The sequence below is a fragment of the Flavobacterium sp. TAB 87 genome, from assembly GCF_001529295.1.
In the GTDB taxonomy this organism is placed as follows: domain Bacteria; phylum Bacteroidota; class Bacteroidia; order Flavobacteriales; family Flavobacteriaceae; genus Flavobacterium.
Map to the genome: position 1 here is coordinate 839,010 of NZ_LLWK01000038.1, position 17,449 is coordinate 856,458.

A 17,449-nucleotide genomic window follows, 5' to 3' on the forward strand; every position below is an offset into this window, starting at 1 on the left:
AAGGGAGGAGTAGGAAATTAAGAATTTGTAATAATCCTGGTGCCCTCTCAGGAATGCCCCCTTCGGGGGTTAGAGGGATAACTTATGAAAGTAACCGAACACATAACCGAAGCCAAGGGGAAAACCTTATTCTCTTTTGAAATTATTCCGCCTCAAAAAGGTAAAAACATTCAAGAGTTGTACGACAACATCGATCCGTTGATGGAGTTTAAACCACCATTTATCGACGTGACAACTTCTCGCGAAGAGTATATTTATATCGATAAAGGCAACGGACTTTTAGATAAAAAGTTAACGCGCATGCGTCCGGGAACATTGGGAATTTGTGCTTCTATCAAGCATAAATACAATGTCGACACCGTTCCGCATTTACTTTGTGGTGGGTTTACCAAAGAAGAAACGGAATATATGTTGGTCGATTGCCATTATTTAGGGATCAATAACGTGATGGCGTTGCGTGGTGATGCCATGAAAGACGAGCAATCGTTTATTCCTAAAGCAGGTGGAAATTGTTTTGCCACTGATTTGGTGAAACAAATTGATGATTTGAACAAAGGAAGATATTTGCATGAAATGATGGATATCGATAATAAAGCAAACTTCTGTATTGGAGTAGCGGGTTATCCAGAGAAACATTTAGAGTCGCCTTCGTTGATTTCGGACTTAAAACGTCTGAAAGAAAAAGTAGATGCTGGTGCTGATTATGTAGTAACTCAGATGTTTTTTGACAATTCAAAATACTTTGAATTCGTAAATAAAGCGCGCGAAATTGGAATCACGATTCCAATTATTCCAGGAATTAAACCGATTGCCGTACACCGTCACTTGCAAGTTTTGCCACAAATTTTCCGTATTGATCTGCCTGAAGATTTAATCGATGCGGTGGAAAAATGCAAAAATAATGCAGACATCAGACAAGTCGGTATCGAATGGGCCATTCAACAATCGAAAGAATTAAAAGAAGCGGGAGTTCCTGTTTTACACTATTATTCAATGGGTAAATCAGAAAATATTCGTCAGATCGCCAGTACGATTTTTTAAACCAATTGCGGCATATCTACAAAAAAGGAACCTCTATTTGAAATAATTTTCGATGCAGGTTCCTTTTTTTATTATACTATCTTTCAGGAGCTAATCCGGCTGTCCACTGTATCTTTTTTGTCTTCAAAAAATAAAAAAAAGGATGTCGCTCCCATCCGGGCTAGTAGAGTAGTAATTGTTCGCAATTTTATTTCACTAAGAAGTATAGTTTTACAAACATATTTCTTTACGGATACGATGCTAAAACAAAACCAATGCGATTTAGAAAACATTCTGTAAATGTTTAAAAATAAAGGACTTCTTTTTTTTCAAACCTTACCAACAACTATTAGTGGCTTATGTCAAAAATGGAATACAAGAATGATTAGAGCATAGTATCAGATGGCTCGTTTGCTTACTGATTTTATACAGGAAAGTTCTTATTTTTGAATTATTAGTACCCACTATCTTGAATAATGTTTGCTTTACTTTAAAAGGGTAAAAAAATTAAACCAGAGTTTCGGAATAGCTAAAAAACTAAATCATATTGATCAATATTTAATGCCACAAAAGCTCTATCAAGCGAAATACGCAATTTAACCTTCTATTTTGAACTGGAGAACTATCCAAAAAGACGTTCAAATTGTCAGTGAAGCGAAGACTTTTGCCGCAAATAATAAAAGCAGCTATTAAAAAAGCCATTTGGGAGCGTCGCATTAAAATGTTATATTTGAATTTAATACCATAGATTTTCTCCAGATGAAACCCATTTATTATACTTTTTTAGCGGCGGCACTTGTACTTGTTTCTTGTAAAAACAATGCAGAAGAAACCTCAAAAGCAGATCCGAGATTAATTACTCCGTTTACCCAACAAACTACAGACGCGCTACAAACGCAAACTTCGCAAGAGCCCGCAGCACAACAACATAATTTATTTCACGAAACTTCAGCAACTGGAACGCCTTCGATGGCAGCAGGCATTAATCCTGCGCATGGACAACCCAATCACCGTTGCGACATTGCTGTTGGAGCACCATTAAATAGTCAAGCAAACGGAGCAACTACTGCAACGCAAGCGCAAACTGCACAAGTGCAAACGCAGCCGCAAATGCAAACAGTAATGCAAACAGCGAAAACTGCAAAAGGAATGAATCCGCCGCATGGCGAAAAAGGACATCGTTGCGACATTTCTGTTGGAGCACCTTTAAACTCCAAGGCCACTACAACAACTACAGCAGCTACATCCTCTACAGCTTCGGGAGAAGTTACCAATAGTTTTACCGTTCAGCCTCCTGTGCCAACATTATTATCTACTAGTTCTGCAAACACAGAAACTGCCGTTGGAATGAATCCGCCACACGGACAAGAGGGGCACCGTTGTGGTGTTTCTGTTGGAGCACCATTGCCAAAAAGCTAGGTATACGAAAATTAATTATTTGGTCATTTCTCTAAAAACAGCTTCTAAGTTTTTGTTTTTAGTATTTAACTGTAGTGTTTTTAATCCGTTTTCTGTTGCGAAATCAAAGATTGCAGAACGCATATCCTTATCTGATAAAAAAGTCAATTCCCAAGTCATATCATGGGTGTTTTTGTAGGCGGTAATGTTTTCGATACGTGCAATTAATTGTTCTTCTATTTTATAATCAAATTCCACTTCAATCACTTGTTCTTTATCAGCAGATATTAAGTGTTCTAGTTTTTTATCAGCAACAATTTTTCCGTTATTGATAATAATGACACGATCGCAAATGGCTTCAACTTCTTGCATAATATGCGTAGAAAGAAAAACGGTTTTGTCTTTTCCCACGTTTTTAATCACATTTCTAATCTCAACCAGTTGGTTCGGATCTAAACCTGTTGTAGGCTCATCTAAAATTAAAACATCAGGATTGTGCAGCAACGCATTCGCTAAACCCACGCGCTGACGATATCCTTTAGACAATTGCCCAATTTTTTTGTGACTTTCTTTATTCAATCCCGTAAGAGTAAGTACTTCTTCAATCCGCGATTTTGCAACTTTATAAACGTCGGCGTTAAACGATAAATACTCTCGTACATATAAATCTAAGTACAACGGATTGTGTTCGGGCAAATAGCCGATGGACAATTGTACATTTTTCGGATTGATTGTAACGTCAAATTCGTTAACAGTAGCCGTACCTGAATCTGCTTCTAAATACGTAGTTAAGATTTTCATCAAAGTTGACTTTCCCGCACCATTCGGACCTAGGAAACCTACAATTTCCCCTTTTTGTATGGAAAATGAAACAGAATCTAATGCTTTTTGTACGCCGTAACTTTTTGAAAGATTGTTTACTACTATTGACATAACGTAATTTATTTACAGGCAAAAGTACTCAGAAAAAACGATGTATTAAAGAGAATATTTTGTGCATTACCAAGATTTTGTAATGCACAAATTGTCGACCATTCAGAATATCGGTAACACGAATAGCATTTTTGTCATGGGAGAAATTAAACACAGCACCGCGTTGCCATTTGAAGTATAATTTTCTTTGGGGTTAGTTTCTCGATTTTTTAAAGAGATGTTGCGTTTTTGAACTTGATCCGCCTGCAAACATCATAATCATTCCGGTGTGTTCGCTGTAGTTGTTGATAACAAGTAAGTTGTCTTTAGAGATGCTTAATCGGATTCGTTCAATATGCGTAACCCAGTAAAAGGGTGGTAGAATGATTTGATTTCTTTCAAAGAAAATTTGGTAATAATGTTTTTTAAATTTCCCTTTAAGTACGATCGATTTTCGTTCTCCCTTATGATTGTCATAGTCAATTTGTAGTTCTCCATTGTTTTGAATCGCTAACTTTACTTCAGAAATTGTATCGATAGCCTCTATTTTAAGTAGCTGAAGAAGTGACGTTTGACTTTTAAATGAACCTTCTTTGATTGTCCTGTTTTCATAAGATGCTGAAAAGTTACGATCTAAAGAAGACAAGTTGTGATAGCTTATGTTTTTTGAGGTTTTGCAGGAGGTAAGTAATAATCCTAAAATTAGGATGTACAGTAAGTGTTTAGCATTCATTATTTATCTATTTAAAAATCTTTTCAATATCGAATCTCAAAGGAATTATTAGTCGACTAAAATATAAGATTAAATTTTAGATTATCGTAAGAAATTTGTCACGGTAAATTTTTTAAATTTAAATGAAAGTAGGAGTGACATCCAAGGATTTTAGCGAGATATTGGTTTTTTTGTCAGAACTCAAATGGTATAGCACTTATTTTAGGTGTCAATCGGCTTAAACCAACAGTTCCTCTGAAAAAGTTTTAAAATAAAACGTATTTTTGATTTTTTAAAATTCGAAATAAGTCTTAATTATTATTTAGGACGATAATCTACAATCACAATGAACTGGGAACAACTTTTATCTCTAAAGCGTCAAGGCGACACCAACAAACGATTACGCTCCGAACAAGATGATACGCGTTTGGGTTTTGAAGTTGATTATGATCGAATTATTTTTTCGGCTGCTTTTAGAAGTTTGCAAGATAAAACACAAGTAATTCCGCTTTCAAAAACCGATTTTGTACACACGAGATTGACGCATAGTTTAGAGGTTTCGGTAGTAGGTCGTTCTTTGGGCCGTTTGGTTGGAAAGAAAATTATCGAAAAATATCCCTATTTAAAAGAAGTTCATGGCTATCACATGAATGATTTTGGAGCAATTGTAGCGGCAGCATCCTTAGCGCATGATATCGGGAATCCGCCTTTTGGACATTCGGGTGAAAAAGCGATTGGCGAGTATTTTTCTATTGGAAACGGACAACGATATAAAGAGCAACTTTCTGAAAAAGAATGGCAAGATTTAATTGATTTTGAAGGAAATGCGAATGGGTTTTCAGTATTAACAGCCAGTCGTCCCGGTATTGAAGGTGGATTGCGAATTTCGTATGCCACTTTGGGAGCTTTTATGAAATATCCAAAAGAAAGTTTGCCTAAAAAACCAACCAAAAATGTTTCAGATAAAAAGTACGGTTTTTTTCAAACGGATAAAAGATTCTTCGAAAAAGTTGCGGAAGACATGGGAATGTTGGCCAATAAATCTGCTAATGATATTGGTTTTGAAAGACATCCGTTAGCTTATTTAGTGGAAGCTGCCGATGATATTTGCTACACCATCATCGACTTTGAAGACGGTATAAATTTAGGTCTGGTTTCAGAAGACTACGCTTTAGAATATTTGATTAAATTGGTAAAAGACAGTATCGGAGTATCAAAATACAAAACCTTAACAACCAAAGAAGATCGTATAAGTTATTTGCGCGCCTTGGCAATTGGTAGCTTAATTAATGACGCCGTACAAGTCTTTATAGAAAATGAAGAAGCAATTTTAAAGGGGAAATTTCCTTTTGCTTTAATGGATAAAAGTAAGTACAAGCCACAAATGGATGATATAATCAGATTAAGTGTGGCTAATATTTATCAGAGTCGTGAAGTAATCGAAAAGGAAATTGTAGGATATCAAATTATTCAAACGCTGTTGGATAAATTCAGCACTGCTTATAATAATAAATTCGACGATAAGGCGTCAAATTATGACAACCTTATTTTAAAAATGTTACCCGAAAAACACCAGATCGAAAAAGATAGCTTATATGAGCGATTGCTTCATATTTGCCACTATGTTTCGTTATTAACTGATGGAAATGCATTGGAGCTTTTTGAAACCATAAATGGTCGAAAAAGAGAATAATTATTGAAAGGCGTAGACAACACCAACTCCTAAAACTTGTCTTAATTGTGCTTTTGGTCCTTCGGTGATTTGTTTGCCTTCTACTTCTATTTTATTTTTGATATCGTCATCATAAATTAAATGAAAGCCAATATTTGCTCGCACATATTCATTTACAACCAAGTCAAGTTTGGTCTCATAATCGACATCAATATTACCAAATTTGTTTAAGTAGTCGGTATATAAACTCAGACGGTTTTCAAAGACCATATTTTTAAAAATTTCTTTTTTCAAATAGGCAGTTCCTAAAATACCAAATTCTGCTTTTACTTTTTCTCCTGGAGAAATCAAGTTTCCATTAACATCATAGATGGCTTTCTTAACCCCAAATGATCCTTGATTGGCTAAATACTGGTCTAAAACTAAGGTAGTTTTAAGTGTAATTGGAGAGAAGTAGAATACGCGATTTCGATCTTTTGATGCATTTTCAGCTCCAGCTCCTAAAAATATATACGCTGGCGCAAAAGGGCTAGAGATTGGTGTATCCTTATTTGGGTATTTGTAACCGTTCGTAAATTGAGTATTAAAATTAAATTTCCCAGAGTAGAACCAGTTTGAAGTTGAGTCAGATCGGAAGCCGTAGGTTGAGTTAAGCACTAGTGCATCATCTGTTTTACGCAATTCTGTACCATCTTGTTTGTTAAGGCCATATTTCACCAAAAGTTCGTTTGCCCATTTGTGATTTCCATTAATGTAAACACGTGTAAATTCACTTTTAAAAAGTCCCGAAATAGAACTCGTTCCACCAGCACTCCAGTTGACAAAAGCAATTTCGGAAATATCAAAACCCAGTTTATTCTTTTTTGTCCAATTCGAAACGCTGTCGTGCAATTGTGTCTGAATGATCAAACCTTGCGGACTGCTCATTTTGTTTTTAAAAGACCAAATAGAACTAGTGCTTTCTGGTAATTTAGTACGGATGATGACTTCTTGCGACCAAATGATCGTGCAAAATAATAGAGAAAGAACTAAAAGGGAGTAACGTACTAGTTTCATTAAAAAGGTTTTAGTTTTTGGTTGTGCAAAATAATTATTTTTAGTCAGCTGCAAAACGTTTTACTAAACTTTTAACGTCAATTTTACAAATTTGTTGCAATTCTGATACCGTACCATGTGTGATAAATTCATCGGGAACTCCTAAAACATCTAGGTTTCCTACAAAATTTAACTGCGCTGCAATTTCTGCAATCGACGATCCAAAGCCACCAATAACCGTACCATCTTCTATGGTTAATATGGTTTTATATTTTAAAAATATTTCTTGTAGTAATTTTACATCTAAAGGCTTTACAAATGGAAAGTCATAATGCGAAATATTTTTATTTTGACTCTGGTGTAGTGCTTGCGTCACATTATTACCGATAGTTCCTGTAGATAAAATGGCGGTCTGAGTTCCTTGCTGTAAGCAATACGCTTTGCCAAGTTTTATTTGTTGGTACTTTGCAAAATAATCAGTTTTCCAATTGCTAAATTGACCTCTACCTCGTGGATAGCGGATGGCAATTGGTGCGTCTAATCCTAATTGTGCGGTGTGCAATATATTTTGTAAATCGATTTCATTTCGAGGAGCGTAAATCATGAGGTTAGGAATACATCGCAAATAAGCGATGTCAAAAACGCCGTGATGCGTGGCGCCATCTTCGCCAACCAATCCCGCTCTGTCCAAACAAAAAATAACCGGTAAATGCTGCAAAGCAACATCGTGAATAATTTGGTCGTAAGCACGTTGCAAAAAAGTGGAGTAAATGTTGCAATACACAACCATGCCTTGCGTTGCCATGCCTGCAGCCAAAGTTACGGCGTGCTGTTCTGCTATGCCTACATCAAAAGCGCGTTCTGGAATTTCGTCCATCATAAACTTCAAAGAACTTCCTGAGGGCATTGCAGGTGTAATACCGATAATTTTTTCGTTCTTTTTAGCTAAATCTAAAATGGTCAGTCCAAAAACATCTTGATATTTAGGAGGAAGGTTTTCTTCTGATTTTAAAGTTAATTCACCAGTTGCTGCATCAAACTTTCCTGGTGCGTGGTATTTTACCTGATTTTCTTCTGCTTTTTGCAAGCCTTTCCCTTTGGTAGTAATTAAATGAAGAAATTTTGGACCTTTGATTTTCTTTAATCTTTGCAATTCTCTAATCACAGCAAAAATATCATGTCCATCAATTGGCCCCGAATAATCAAAATTCAACGATTTGATCATGTTGTTTTGCTTCGGATTTTTACCATTTTTAACTGCTGTCAAATAATTTTTTAAAGCACCAACGCTTGGATCGATTCCGATGGCATTGTCGTTTAAAATTACTAATAAATTGGCATCTGTCACGCCTGCGTGGTTTAATCCTTCAAACGCCATTCCCGAGGCTATGGATGCGTCGCCAACAACTGCAATGTGGTGTTTTTCGACATCCTTTTTTAGGTTGGACGCTAAAGCCATTCCCAAAGCGGCAGATATCGCTGTAGACGAATGTCCAACCCCAAAAGTGTCGTAAACACTTTCGCTGCGTTTTGGAAAACCCGAAATGCCTCCAAGTTGTCGATTGGTATTAAAAATGTTCTTTCTTTCCGTTAAAATTTTATGCCCGTATGCTTGATGGCCTACATCCCAAACCAATAAATCTTCGGGAGTATTAAAAACGTAATGCAATGCAATAGTAAGTTCAATGACGCCAAGACTTGCTCCCAAATGTCCTTCCTTTACCGATACGATATCAATAATGAAATTGCGTAATTCTTGTGCTAATTGTGGAAGCTGTGCCTCATCAAGTTGACGTAAATCTGCAGGACTATTGATGTTAGAAAGTAATTGTGTTGACATCTCACAAATGTACAAATTGAATTCTTATTTTTGTAGCTATGATAAATCCTTTCACCGACGAATATTTTATGAAAAAAGCTTTGCAGGAAGCTGAGATAGCTTTTGATAGAGGCGAAATTCCTGTTGGAGCTGTCATCGTCATTGCAGATAAAGTTATTGCACGAGGTCATAATGCGACCGAAATGTTAAACGATGTGACAGCCCATGCCGAAATGCAGTCCATCACTGCAGCAGCAAATTTTTTGGGAGGCAAATATTTAAAAGATTGTACCCTATATGTGACTTTAGAACCTTGCCAAATGTGTGCGGGCGCTTTGTATTGGAGTCAGATTTCTAAAATTGTTTATGGTGCCCGTGACGAACAACGAGGTTTTATCACAATGGGAACCAAATTGCATCCTAAGACAACGGTAGTTTCGGGTATTATGGCGACTGAAGCTGCCGATCTAATGAAGCGCTTTTTCGTAGAAAGAAGAAAATAAGTGAAATCCATTTGTCTGATTAATCAATTTGTTATTCTTACACGATAACCGTTGTATCAAAATTATTACTACTTAAAATCGATCGTTTACACTTTTTGTAGTGCTATCGATCTACTTTATTTGCCATCTCATTTTATAGGATTACTGATCTAAGCGAATTTTCTTCTTAAAAATAACAAAAATTACCTAGTTTTACATTTCTTTAATTTGAACAGCATTAAATAGAAGTGTATGCTGTTCTGTTATTTTTAATAATTAATCCTACTTAAATTGAAAGCAAAAAAATTAGTTTACATATTCGTCATTTTCTTCATTTTTCAGGCGTGCGGTAAAAAATCGGGTCTTGATTTTAATTCTGATTTCTCCTTATTCAGACCGTATATTTCTAGCTTTACAGGAGGCATTGTTCCTTCTCAGTCGGACATTCGCGTCGTTTTAGCTTTTGACAAAAAAGAGTGGAAAATAAACGAAGTTTTAGACAATAATTTATTTGATATTTCGCCAAGCGTTGACGGAAAAGTTGTAGCTCTGTCTAGTAATACCATCGCGTTTATTCCGGAAAAGAAATTAAAATCAGGGACAGAATATCAGGTTACTCTAAGGTTAGATAAATTAATTGTACTTCCGAAGGAAGAAGAAAAAACACTGTCTAAATTTAATTTTACGGTTAAAACAATCAAGCAAGATTTTGTAATTAATCCGGCAGACATTCAGTCGCACAGCAAAGAATTTCAGTATTTAAATTGCGTGTTGAAAACGGCAGATGATATTGATTTAGAGACTGCTCAAAAATTAGTTTTAGCGAGTCAGAAAGGAAACGATCTTAAAATTAAATTTGATACTTCTACGAAATCGGGTAAGGAGTTTAAATTTACAATTGATAATATCCAGCGTTTTGCAGAACCAAGTGAACTCGAAATCGCTTATGATGGTAGTAAGTTTGATATTGATCAGAAAGGGACGATTACTTTTCCGATTTCAGGAATCAATGAGTTCAAAGTTGTTAATGTTGTAGTACCAGATGAAGACACACAGTCGGTTTTAATTAATTTTTCGGAACCGCTTGAAAAAGGCCAAGATTTTAAAGGTTTGGTTGCGATTGAAAATACAAACAATTTAAAATTTTCGACTCAAGGAAATCTTTTAAAAGTTTATATTTCTAATGAAAAAGCGACTTCAAGGATAGTGCATGAAGTGGTTGTTGCTGATCCAATAGAAACAGTAGAATCAGACTCGACTGCTGTCGTTGTTGACAGCGTTGCGATTGCTGTCGCAGAAGTAGCTGAAGAACCAGTTGCCGAAGAAGTAGTTGAAGAAAGTAGTGCAGAAGAAAATATTACAGGCGAATTGTTGCTGGAAGTCTTTCAAGGAATTGAAAGTCAATACGGCAAGAAAATGAACGAAAGTTACTCACAGAAAATATCTTTTGACCAGATAAAACCGAATGTCCGCTTTGTGAAAAATGGGACAATCTTGCCAAGTTCTAATAACTTAAAACTGAATTTCGAGACTGCAAATTTGGGTAAAGTTGATGTAAAAGTCTACAAGATTTATAAAAATAATATTTTGCAGTTTTTGCAAGACAATCAATTAAATGGTTCGCAAAACTTAAAGCGCGTATCACAACCCGTGGCAAAAACAACTATAAATCTCAAAGAAAATAGTTTAGTTAATTTGCATAAGTGGAACACTTTTGCGCTCGATTTGTCTACCATTATTAAGCCAGAACCGGGTGCAATTTACAGAGTAGAGTTTTCGTATAAAAAGAAATATTCCATATATAAATGTGACTCTTCCGAAAAAGATTCAGAAGAAAACGAAGACGAGGATGAAGTAGATGAAAACGATGCTAATTATAGTGATAATTCGTACGATGATTATTATTATTACGACGATTATAGCTGGAGAGAAAGTGAAGATGCTTGCAGTGGATCGTATTTTTACAATGCCCGAATTGCGACTAATATTTTGGCATCAGATTTAGGTGTTATCGCAAAAAGAGGCGAAAACAAATCGTATTTATTTGCGGTAAATAATATTCTTACAACGGAGCCTGTTTCAAAAGCAACAGTTGATTTGTATACGTATCAACAACAAAAAATAACTACAGCAACAACAGATAGTGATGGACTTGTTTCCTTTCAGCTTGATAAATTTGCCTATTTTGCCATTGTTACTTTAGGAGAACAATCTACTTACGTTAAATTGGATGATGGAAATTCATTATCTGTAAGTAATTTTGACGTGGCTGGTGAAACACTTCAAAAGGGATTGAAAGGATTTATTTATGGAGAACGTGGCGTTTGGCGTCCCGGCGATAATCTCTATTTATCGTTTATTTTAAATGATGCTTCGAATAAACTACCCAATGCACATCCAATAAAATTTAGACTAACCGACCCCAATGGGAAAGTCGCTTACCAAACTGTACAAAGAACCAATGCACTAAATCACTATGCGTTTGTTGTGCCAACAGATCAAGATGCGCCAACAGGAAGTTGGGAGGCAATGGTAAGTGTTGGTGGCGCGAAGTATTATAAGAATATTAAAATTGAAACGATTAAATCCAATCGGTTAAAAATTAAAAATACGTTTCAAAGAGGCGTATTGTCCTCGTCGTATCCAAATTCAAGCAATTTAGAAGTGACCTGGTTGCATGGTGCTATTGCAAAGAATTTGAATGTAGAAATGCAAGCTAAATTCTCGCAACAACAAACTACTTTTAAAGGATATGAAAAGTACAATTTTGATGATTTAGTGCGTAAGTTTAGCACTGAAGAAGTAAATATTTTTTCTGGCAAATTAGATCACGAAGGAAAAGCTTCGGTGTCTATCAATCCGAAATTGCAAGGGCAAGCACCTGGAATGCTGCGCGCTTCGTTTATTACAAAAGTATATGAAGAAGGTGGGGATTTTAGTATGGATGCCATGGCTACCACCTATTCTCCTTATAAAACCTATGTTGGTGTAAAATCTCCTGAATTAAATAAATACGGAATGTTAGAAACTCGAACCAACAATCGATTTGATGTTGTGACAGTCGATGAAAACGGGCGACCAAAAGCAGTACGTAATCTTGAAGTTAAAGTATATAAAGTTGAATGGCGTTGGTGGTGGGATGCTGCCAACGATAATTTATCAAATTATAATTCATCGGAAGCAACAACTTCGTATAAAACATTTACCATAAGTACTAATGCCAGCGGAAAAGGAAGTGTGCAATTTGCATTGAGTGATGAAGAATGGGGTCGCTACTTAATTCGAGTTTCAGATAAAATCAATGGTCATGCGACGGCGCTGACCGTAAATATTGACTGGCCAATTTGGTCAGGAAAGACTAGAAATAACGATGCTTCATCTGCTAATATGCTTGTTTTTTCTACGGATAAAAAAGACTATGCGGTGGGAGAAAATGCATTGATTTCTTTCCCTTCTAGTGAAGGTGGTAGAGCTTTAGTCTCTATTGAAAACGGATCAAAAGTGGTGCAAACGCTTTGGGTACAAACGCAAAAAGGGGAAACAAAAGTCAAAGTGCCAATAACGGCTGCAATGGCTCCCAATGTTTATTTTAATATTACCTTATTACAGCCACACGCCACTACAAAAAATGATTCCCCAATTCGTATGTATGGAATTGTGCCAATTGGTGTGGTGGATAAAAACACTAAACTTGAACCACAAGTTATAATGGCAGATGTCTTGAGACCAGAACAATCATTCCCAATAAAAGTGAGTGAAAAATCGGGTAAAGAAATGACCTATACTATTGCTGTTGTGGATGAAGGTTTGCTAGATTTAACGCGTTTTAAAACGCCAAATGCTTGGGATGCCTTTTATATTCGCGAAGCTTTGGGTGTAAAGACTTGGGACGTCTATGATGATGTTATTGGCGCTTATGGCGGAAAAGTAAATCAAATTTTTAGTATCGGTGGAGATCAGGACTTAGGCGGAGGAAAGGCGAAAAAAGCCAACCGATTTAAGCCTGTTGTTATTTATTTAGGTCCATTTAAATTAGAGAAAGGACAAGCTAGAACGCATCAAGTTACTTTGCCAAAATATATTGGTTCGGTACGAACAATGGTTGTGGCTGGTGATGCGACAACTAGTGCTTATGGAAGTATAGAAAAAGCGACCGCCGTTCGCAGTCCATTAATGGTTTTGGCTACTTTACCGCGAAAAATTTCTCCGTCAGAGAAAGTAACGATTCCGGTAACGGTTTTTGCGACAGAAAAAAACATTAAAAATGTAAAAGTTCAGATTAAAACCAGTAATGGATTACGCGTGGTTGGAAGTGCAGTTCAAAATGTAAGTTTCGAACAGCCTGATGAAAAAATGGCTTATTTTAATCTTGCCGTAGGAAGTTTGACAGGAATTGCGAAAGTGCAGATTATTGCGACTTCAGGAGCTGAGAAATCATCGTATGACGTAGAGATTGATATGACGAATCCAAATCCGGTAACGAATACCTACACCGATGTGATTTTAGAACCGAATAGCACAAAAACAATTTCTTGGAAAACCTTTGGTGTAGCAGGAAGTAACAAAGCAAAATTAGAAGTGTCTTCTATGCCGACTATTAATTTAAATGGCAGATTACAATTTTTGATTCAGTATCCGCACGGCTGTGTAGAGCAAACGACTTCAGCTGTTTTTCCGCAATTGTTTTTAAATGACGTAGCCGATATCGATGCGAATCGCCAACAATTGATTCAGAAAAATGTAACGGCTGGAATTACAAGATTAGGAAGTTTTCAATTAGCAAACGGCGGATTGCCGTACTGGCAAGGAAATGCGATTGCAGACGATTGGGGAACTTCTTACGCTGGACATTTTTTAATTGAAGCAGAAAAAAAAGGATATGTTTTGCCAATTAATTTCAAATCAAAATGGCTTTCCTATCAGAAGAAAGAAGCTAAAAAATGGCGTTTTGAGCCTCGATATGGAAATGATTTAGCGCAAGCCTACAGATTATACACGATGGCCTTAGCAGGTTCTTCTGATTTGTCTTCGATGAACAGATTGCGAGAAACAAAAGGAATTTCAAACGAAACAAAATTACGATTGGCAGCGGCCTATGTTTTAGCAGGACAAAAAAGTGCAGCGACATCGTTACTTTTAAGTAGTAAAATTGATGATGATTCAAGTAGTTATCAACATTACTATTACGGCTCAAGTGATCGAAACAGAGCGATGGCGTTAGAAACTTTACTATTGTTAGATCTCAAACAAAAAGCGTTTGAAATGGCGACAAAACTAGCTAAGAGCATGGCAAGTGATCAGTGGATGAGTACGCAAACTACTGCGTATTCGCTATATGCAATGTCAAAATTTGCACTGAATAATGGACCTAAAGGAATCGATTTGCAATTTAGTAAAGAGGGTAAAGCGCAAACTATAAAAACAGGAAAATCAATGGCGGACCGTACCTTGGCGGTGAAATATGGTGCCAACAGTCTGACTTTAAAAAACAACAAAAAGAACACTATTTACGTACGAGTGTTAAATACGGGTATTTTACCGATTGGTCAAGAAAATGTAATTCAGAGTAATCTTGCTGCAGCAATTGTTTTCAAAAACAGAAAAGGCAGCGTTATTGATGTTTCTAAAATTGCACAAGGGACCGAGTTTATTGCTGAAGTTAAAGTGAGAAATCAAAGTAATGAGCGTTTAGAAAATGTAGCTCTAACCCAAATTTTACCTTCTGGTTTTGAAATTGTAAACACTCGCTTTACCGACTATGGTGAAGCAACGAACAATACGGCAGATTATATCGATATTCGTGATGATCGAACTAATTTTTACTTCGGATTAAAAGCAGGCGAGGCTAAAACCTTTACGATATTGCTCAATGCTTCGTATTTAGGGAATTATTATATGCCTGGATTGCAATGTGAAGCAATGTACGATCATACGTTTTTGGCCAGAACAAAAGGATTTTGGGTTGAAGTAGTAAAGTAATAGTTTTGAATTATAGATTTTGAAAAACCACCTAAAAACGTTTTTACAGCGATTGATCAATTGGGTACAAAGAAATAAGATAAAATCACTAATAGTATTTGTGCTGTTAGTGATTTATTATTTCTCGCTACCATCAACCTTGTTTAAGGAGCCCTATTCTACAGTAATTGAAAGTAGAGAAGGAGAATTGCTTGGCGCTAAGATTGCTGGAGACGGCCAATGGCGTTTTCCGGCACACGATAGCGTTCCAGATAAGTTTAAACAATGTATCGTTTATTTTGAGGATGAGTATTTCTATACACATCCTGGGTTTAATCCCGTGGCAATGGTCAATGCGATGCAACAAAACAGCAAAGCAGGCAAAGTGGTTCGTGGGGGGAGTACGTTAACGCAGCAGGTGATTCGATTGTCTAGAAAAGGCAAACGAAGATCTTATTTTGAAAAAGTTATAGAACTTATTCTGGCCACTCGATTGGAATTGGGTTATTCTAAAAATAACATCCTCGAATTGTATGCGGCTCATGCTCCTTTTGGAGGTAATGTGGTCGGCTTAGAAATGGCTGCATGGCGTTATTTTGGTGTTCAATCGAACCAGTTGTCTTGGGCTGAAAGCGCAACTTTAGCGGTTTTACCAAATGCACCAAGTTTAATTTATCCAGGTAAAAATCAAATTACACTAGTAGCAAAACGCAATAGACTTTTACTGAAGTTAAAAAGCGAAAGTATTATTGATGAGCAAACGTATGAATTGGCTATAGAGGAACCTTTGCCGCAAAAACCTTTTGATTTGCCTCAGATTGCACCACACTTATTAGAACGTGTGGCAAAAAATGCAAAAGGAACACGAGTAGAAACTACAGTCAATTTTGAGTTACAAAACAGAGTCAATCAAATTGCTAAGTATTACTACAATCAATACCAGCAAAATGAGGTTCATAATTTGGCGATATTAGTGATTGATGTTCAAAATAGAGATATTATAAGTTATGTGGGCAATGCTCCAACAGATCGTGATCATCAAAAAGATGTAGATATTATTGAGGCAGCCAGAAGCACAGGAAGTATTTTAAAACCTTTATTGTATGCTGCGATGCTCGATGATGGCGAGATTTTGCCAAACACTTTAATTGCCGATGTTCCTACTCAAATAGCGGGTTATACACCACAGAATTACAATTTAACTTTCGATGGAGCGGTTCCTGCGCATCGGGCATTGTCTCGTTCATTAAATATTCCGTCTGTCTTAATGTTGCAAGATTTTGGCGTACATAAGTTTTATGAAGAGTTGCAGAAATTCAAGTTGCGTAATATCAATAAATCGGCGGATCATTATGGATTGTCACTTATTTTAGGTGGCGCCGAAAGTAATTTATGGGATTTATGCCGATCGTACGCAGGCTTGTCGTCGACGTTAAATTATTTTACTAAAAATGATGGAAAGTATCGTACGCATGAATTTGCGGAACTAAATTACAATACTGCTTTTAAGACCGATTTTGGAGAAGAATCGAGTCAAAAGAATATTGTGGGAGCCGGATCAATTTGGATGACTTATAATGCCATGGAGGAAGTAAATAGACCAGAAGGTGATGAGTCTTGGAAATTTTATGACAGCTCTTTAAAAATTGCTTGGAAAACAGGAACCAGTTTTGGAAACAGAGACGCATGGGCCATAGGAACCAATTCGAGATATGTAGTGGGTGTCTGGGTCGGAAATGCAACTGGCGAAGGACGACCAACTTTAACAGGAGTCACTAGTGCAGCGCCTATTTTGTTTGATGTATTTAATTTGCTGCCAAGACAAAGATGGTTTGAAACACCTTACAAAGATTTAGCTGAAGTAGAAGTTTGCAAATTAAGTGGTTATTTGGCGAAAGACGGATGTCCCAAAATCAAACAATGGGTTTCGAAAAAGGGAAAATCGACTGCAGTTTGTCCGTATCATAAAATGATCCATTTAGATAAAGCGCAGCAGTTTCAGGTTAATAGTAGTTGCGAAAGTGTCGAAAATATGATAGTGAAGAACTGGTTTATCTTGCCGCCCGTTATGGCTTGGTATTACAAAAGTAAACATATTGAATATGTGCCTTTGCCGCCTTTTAAAGACGATTGTATTGGAACACAAACCGGTGCTATGGACTTTATTTATCCAAAATCGGGTAGTAAAATATACCTAACAAAGAATTTTAGTAGCGAGGTGCAACCAGTAATTTTTAAAGTTGCTTATTCTGATCGAGAGAAACAATTATTTTGGTATGTAGATCAGGTGTATAAAGGCGCAACTTCCGTTTTTCACGAAAAGCCAATTTTGATGAGTGCTGGGTTTCATTACATTACTGTAGTGGACGAACTGGGAAATGAAATTAGCCGAAAAGTTGAGGTGGTTAGTGAATAATCTTTTTAGCACTAAATTCTAGCCC

At 36.5% G+C, this 17,449-nt stretch carries 10 protein-coding genes; 6 read left to right on the forward strand and 4 right to left on the reverse strand.

All coding sequences use genetic code 11. The annotated features are described in order from the left end of the window. The first annotated feature begins 84 nt into the window (after positions 1 to 84). The gene (gene metF, locus AP058_RS15725; protein ID WP_066313041.1) at positions 85 to 1,041 is read left to right on the forward strand and encodes a methylenetetrahydrofolate reductase [NAD(P)H]; all 957 of its coding nucleotides are present in this window, start codon (positions 85 to 87) and stop codon (positions 1,039 to 1,041) included. Between the two features lie 738 nt (positions 1,042 to 1,779). After that, on the forward strand, positions 1,780 to 2,439 hold the full coding sequence (locus AP058_RS15730; RefSeq protein ID WP_066313044.1) for a hypothetical protein: 660 nt from the start codon (positions 1,780 to 1,782) through the stop codon (positions 2,437 to 2,439). A 15-nt stretch (positions 2,440 to 2,454) separates the two neighbouring features. Here AP058_RS15730 and gldA read toward each other — a convergent pair whose 3' ends face one another. Beyond that, the gene (gene gldA, locus AP058_RS15735; RefSeq protein WP_066313047.1) at positions 2,455 to 3,351 is read right to left on the reverse strand and encodes a gliding motility-associated ABC transporter ATP-binding subunit GldA; all 897 of its coding nucleotides are present in this window, start codon (positions 3,349 to 3,351) and stop codon (positions 2,455 to 2,457) included. A gap of 193 nt (positions 3,352 to 3,544) precedes the next feature. Beyond that, entirely contained in the window at positions 3,545 to 4,063 is a 519-nt protein-coding gene (locus tag AP058_RS15740; RefSeq protein WP_066313049.1) for a hypothetical protein, read from the reverse strand. A gap of 325 nt (positions 4,064 to 4,388) precedes the next feature. Here AP058_RS15740 and AP058_RS15745 point away from each other — a divergent pair, with 325 nt between their 5' ends. Then, positions 4,389 to 5,735, forward strand: coding sequence for a deoxyguanosinetriphosphate triphosphohydrolase (locus tag AP058_RS15745; RefSeq protein WP_066313051.1), 1,347 nt, complete (start codon positions 4,389 to 4,391; stop codon positions 5,733 to 5,735). Here the strand turns inward: AP058_RS15745 and AP058_RS15750 are convergent, their stop codons facing one another. Together AP058_RS15750 and AP058_RS15755 are read right to left on the reverse strand one after the other, a co-directional pair. Beyond that, complete coding sequence (locus tag AP058_RS15750; protein WP_231739706.1) at positions 5,736 to 6,770, reverse strand: DUF3078 domain-containing protein; 1,035 nt, start codon at positions 6,768 to 6,770, stop codon at positions 5,736 to 5,738. It lies immediately after the preceding gene. Between the two features lie 40 nt (positions 6,771 to 6,810). Next, the gene (locus AP058_RS15755; RefSeq protein WP_066313053.1) at positions 6,811 to 8,589 is read right to left on the reverse strand and encodes a 1-deoxy-D-xylulose-5-phosphate synthase; all 1,779 of its coding nucleotides are present in this window, start codon (positions 8,587 to 8,589) and stop codon (positions 6,811 to 6,813) included. Positions 8,590 to 8,627: 38 nt separating this feature from the next. Here AP058_RS15755 and AP058_RS15760 point away from each other — a divergent pair, with 38 nt between their 5' ends. From AP058_RS15760 to pbpC, 3 genes are all read left to right on the forward strand, one after another. After that, on the forward strand, positions 8,628 to 9,071 hold the full coding sequence (locus AP058_RS15760; RefSeq protein ID WP_066313055.1) for a nucleoside deaminase: 444 nt from the start codon (positions 8,628 to 8,630) through the stop codon (positions 9,069 to 9,071). A 270-nt stretch (positions 9,072 to 9,341) separates the two neighbouring features. Next, positions 9,342 to 15,029 carry an alpha-2-macroglobulin gene (locus AP058_RS15765; protein WP_066313058.1) on the forward strand — a complete coding sequence of 1,896 codons (5,688 nt, stop codon included), beginning with the start codon at positions 9,342 to 9,344 and terminating at the stop codon, positions 15,027 to 15,029. A 19-nt stretch (positions 15,030 to 15,048) separates the two neighbouring features. Then, positions 15,049 to 17,424: a penicillin-binding protein 1C gene (pbpC, locus tag AP058_RS15770; protein WP_066313061.1), complete on the forward strand. Its 2,376-nt coding sequence runs from the start codon at positions 15,049 to 15,051 to the stop codon at positions 17,422 to 17,424. Positions 17,425 to 17,449: the final 25 nt, after the last annotated feature.

Excerpts from the sequence above, each read along its gene's own strand:
- metF (WP_066313041.1), top strand. The coding sequence starts at position 85 with ATGAAAGTAACCGAACACATAACCGAAGCCAAGGGGAAAACCTTATTC.
- AP058_RS15730 (WP_066313044.1), top strand. The coding sequence starts at position 1,780 with ATGAAACCCATTTATTATACTTTTTTAGCGGCGGCACTTGTACTTGTT.
- gldA (WP_066313047.1), bottom strand. The coding sequence starts at position 3,351 with ATGTCAATAGTAGTAAACAATCTTTCAAAAAGTTACGGCGTACAAAAA.
- AP058_RS15740 (WP_066313049.1), bottom strand. The coding sequence starts at position 4,063 with ATGAATGCTAAACACTTACTGTACATCCTAATTTTAGGATTATTACTT.
- AP058_RS15745 (WP_066313051.1), top strand. The coding sequence starts at position 4,389 with ATGAACTGGGAACAACTTTTATCTCTAAAGCGTCAAGGCGACACCAAC.
- AP058_RS15750 (WP_231739706.1), bottom strand. The coding sequence starts at position 6,770 with ATGAAACTAGTACGTTACTCCCTTTTAGTTCTTTCTCTATTATTTTGC.
- AP058_RS15755 (WP_066313053.1), bottom strand. The coding sequence starts at position 8,589 with ATGTCAACACAATTACTTTCTAACATCAATAGTCCTGCAGATTTACGT.
- AP058_RS15760 (WP_066313055.1), top strand. The coding sequence starts at position 8,628 with ATGATAAATCCTTTCACCGACGAATATTTTATGAAAAAAGCTTTGCAG.